Here is a 3,244-nt window from a genome sequence, read left to right as displayed (position 1 = left end):
GATCACGCCCGCCCGGGGCCGCGACCCCGGGTCACTCCACGGGGCGGGCGTGCTGGAGTTCGGTGGTGCCGTTCCAGCCCGGGAGGGTGATCGAGGAGTGCTCGTCCACCTTCCACCCCAGCCCGTAGGCGTCCACGTACCGCCGGTAGACGCCGATGGCGGGGGACTCGTCGAGGGCGCGGAGCAGGTCCTCCCGTTCCCCGACGGCGGTGATGGTGTAGGGCGGGGAGTACAGCCGTCCCTGGAGGATCAGGGTGTTGCCCACGCAGCGCACGGCGCTGGTGGAGATCAGTCGTTGGTCCATCACCTGCACGCCCAGGGCCCCGCCCTCCCACAGGGCGTTGACCACGGCCTGGAGGTCCTGCTGGTGGATGACGAGGTCGTTGGGGTTCGGCTCGGGGGCCCAGGAGACCAGGGGGACGGCGTCCGGCGGCGCGTCGGTGAGGGTGACGGTCAGGCCGGTGCCGGAGAGTTCCGTGAGTCCGGCGGCCTCCTCGGCGCGTTCCAGGGCGCGGATCTCGGCGTCGGTGACGCCGGTGTCGGATTCGCGGAGCGCGCGCACGTCCTCGCGCAACCGGCCGGTGATCTCCTCCTGCCGGGTGTTCTCCCGCCCCCGGTCGCGGACGAGGTCCGACAATTGGAGCAGTGGGTCGTCCTTCCGGAGGTCGGCGCCCCGGGAGACGCTGAACGCGGTCCAGAAGAGGAGCCCGGCGAGGGTGAAGACGAGGAGGGTTCCCGGGCTTCCCGGGCGGACCCGGAAGCGGCGGGGGAGGCGCGGGAAGAAGCGGTTCACTGCACCCTGCTCCCTTCCCGACCGTTCGAACCACTACGCTAACGGACTATCCACCACCACGTACCCGCGGCAACCTGCCGCCCGCTGCCCCCGGGCAGCGCACCCGACAGGAGACCTCTCGTGCCGAAGTCCCGGATCCGCAAGAAGAAGGACGGCTCCGCCGCGAAGCCCGAGAAGCAGCAGACCGCGAAGTTGGACATGACCTCCGGTCGCAACTGGGTCGCGCCGCTGATGCTCGTGCTGTTCGGAGTGGGCCTGGCCTGGATCGTGGTGTTCTACATCACCGAGGGCAGCCTGCCTGTGAGCGCGCTGGGCAACTGGAACATCGTCGTGGGCTTCGGCTTCATCGCCGGCGGGTTCGTCGTCTCCACCCAGTGGAAGTAGCGCCCGGGTGCCCCCCGGGGGTTATCCACAGATCGTGTGATCTTCCGTCGAGCTGTGGATAACCCCCTGTGGTGAGGTCTCCCGGGGGTGGTTCGCACGAGCCCACGAATCCCCTCGCACCCCTGTTCGCCTGCGAAAACGTCCGATTCGAAGGATTTCCGGGCGGTGTGGACAACCGGTGTGATCATCCACATGGCATGCCCGGCCAGGGCGTTGGCTGTGGATAACCCGGCACTCCGGGACCGTGTTCGGGCTGGTCGGGAGGCTCCGCCGGCCCGGTGACGGCCCGCCGGCGGACGACCCGGGACCCGGGGGAAGCGGGTCTCAGCCGAGCAGGTGGAGAGTGCGCAGCACGCAAGCCACCAGCAGCACCAGGCCGACCGCCGCGCAGGTGCCGTACTGCACGAGGGCCCGCCGCTCCCGGGGCGCGTGCACCATCGCCCACGCGATCACCGCGCCGGCGATCAGGCCGCCCAGGTGCGCCTGCCAGGCGATGTTCAGCCCGGGCATGAAGGTGATGACCAGGTTGATCACCAGCAGCACCAGGATCGGGCGCATGTCGTAGCGCAGCCGGCGCAACAGCACCGCCATCGCCCCGAACAGGCCGAAGATCGCCCCGGAGGCCCCCAGCGACAGCTGGTTCGGGGCCGCGAGCAGGTAGGACAATGTGCTGCCCGCCAGGGCGGAGAGCAGGTACAGCGTCAGGAAGCGGGCCCGGCCCAGGGCCGCCTCCAGGTTCGGTCCCAGGAACCACAGCGCCAGCATGTTGAAGCCGATGTGCCAGAACTGCTGGTGCAGGAAGGCCGAGGTCAGCAGCCGGTACCACTCACCCGACGCCACCCCGATGGTGGAGGTGTCCCAGGCCCCGGTGCGCGCGTACCCCAGCATCGCCAGGTCGCGCACCAGGGGGGTGCCGGCGCCCAACACCCCGATGAAGACGATCAGGTTGAGGGCCAGCAGGATCTTGGTGACCAGCCGCGGGTCCGCCTGCACGGTCCCGCCGGCCAGGGTCCGGGGCCGGCTGCCGCGGGCCGCGGCAGCCGCGGCCCGCACGCACTCCGGACAGTGGTAGCCCACGGAGGCGTCCACCATGCAGTCCGGACAGATGGGGCGCTCGCAGCGGGTGCAGCGGATGCCGGTCTCCCGCTCGGGGTGCCGGTAGCAGACGGCGAGCCCCGACCCGGGGTGCTCGGAGCGTCCCGCATCCGGTCCCCGCGGTCCCTCGGGGGGTCCCTGATCCGCCATGGCCTCCCTCTCGCCGCGTGTCGACCCGACTGTCGATCCTACGTTTTCCGCCGTGATTCGCGTGCCGGCTTGTTCTCCGGCGTTCCCCGGCGTTCTCCCGGCTTCCGGTCGGTCCCTTCCCGGACCCGGAACGCCGGGAGGGGCGGACGCCGACGGCGTCCGCCCCTCCCGGGCCGGGCGGTCCCACCGGGACCACCCGTCCTCAGGCGCGCTCGATGGTGACCGATTCGACCACCACGTCCTGCAGCGGCCGGTCGGTGCGGGCGTCGGTCGGGGTGCCCGCGATGGTGTCCACGACCTTCCGACCGGCCTCGTCGGCGACCTCGCCGAAGATGGTGTGCTTGCCGGTCAGCCAGGTGGTCGGGCCCACGGTGATGAAGAACTGCGAACCGTTGGTGCCCGGGCCCGCGTTGGCCATCGCCAGCAGGTAGGGCTTGGTGAAGGCCAGGTCGGGGTGGATCTCGTCGGCGAACTCGTAGCCGGGGCCACCGGTGCCGTTGCCCAGCGGGTCGCCGCCCTGGATCATGAAGCCGCTGATCACCCGGTGGAAGACGGTGCCGTCGTAGAGCTTGGCGGCGGCCTTGGTGCCGGTGGCCGGGTGGGTCCACTCGCGGGTGCCCTCGGCCAGCTCCACGAAGTTCTTCACCGTCTTCGGGGCGTGGTGGGGGAACAGCTCCACCCGGATGGGCCCGTGATTGGTCGTGATGGTGGCGTACAGCTTCTCGGCCACGTCATACCTTCCGTCGGTTGTGCGGTGCCGTCGTCCTTGCGGTGACGGCACCCGATACTGCCATGTCGGCCGACCCCCCTCGGGACCCACCG

The 3,244-nt window shown here is 70.8% G+C and carries 4 protein-coding genes; 1 reads left to right on the top strand and 3 read right to left on the bottom strand.

All coding sequences use genetic code 11. From position 1 onward, the window contains the following. Positions 1 to 31: 31 nt before the first annotated feature. Positions 32 to 793 (bottom strand): DUF881 domain-containing protein, encoded by a 762-nt coding sequence (locus FNQ90_RS17290; RefSeq protein WP_182607209.1) that lies wholly within the window; start codon positions 791 to 793, stop codon positions 32 to 34. A gap of 120 nt (positions 794 to 913) precedes the next feature. Here FNQ90_RS17290 and crgA point away from each other — a divergent pair, with 120 nt between their 5' ends. Next, positions 914 to 1,177 (top strand): cell division protein CrgA, encoded by a 264-nt coding sequence (gene crgA, locus FNQ90_RS17285; protein WP_143617687.1) that lies wholly within the window; start codon positions 914 to 916, stop codon positions 1,175 to 1,177. A 324-nt stretch (positions 1,178 to 1,501) separates the two neighbouring features. Here crgA and FNQ90_RS17280 read toward each other — a convergent pair whose 3' ends face one another. Both FNQ90_RS17280 and FNQ90_RS17275 read right to left on the bottom strand, forming a co-directional pair. Further along, positions 1,502 to 2,422: a rhomboid family intramembrane serine protease gene (locus FNQ90_RS17280; RefSeq protein ID WP_182607208.1), complete on the bottom strand. Its 921-nt coding sequence runs from the start codon at positions 2,420 to 2,422 to the stop codon at positions 1,502 to 1,504. Positions 2,423 to 2,624: 202 nt separating this feature from the next. After that, positions 2,625 to 3,152, bottom strand: a complete 528-nt coding sequence (locus FNQ90_RS17275; protein WP_143617683.1) for a peptidylprolyl isomerase — start codon at positions 3,150 to 3,152, stop codon at positions 2,625 to 2,627. Between the last annotated feature and the right edge of the window lie 92 nt (positions 3,153 to 3,244).

The organism is Streptomyces alkaliphilus, assembly GCF_014141535.1.
GTDB lineage: Bacteria > Actinomycetota > Actinomycetes > Streptomycetales > Streptomycetaceae > Streptomyces > Streptomyces alkaliphilus.
The sequence above is the reverse complement of the archived record's forward strand: the minus strand, read 5'-3'. Positions and strand labels throughout refer to the sequence as shown.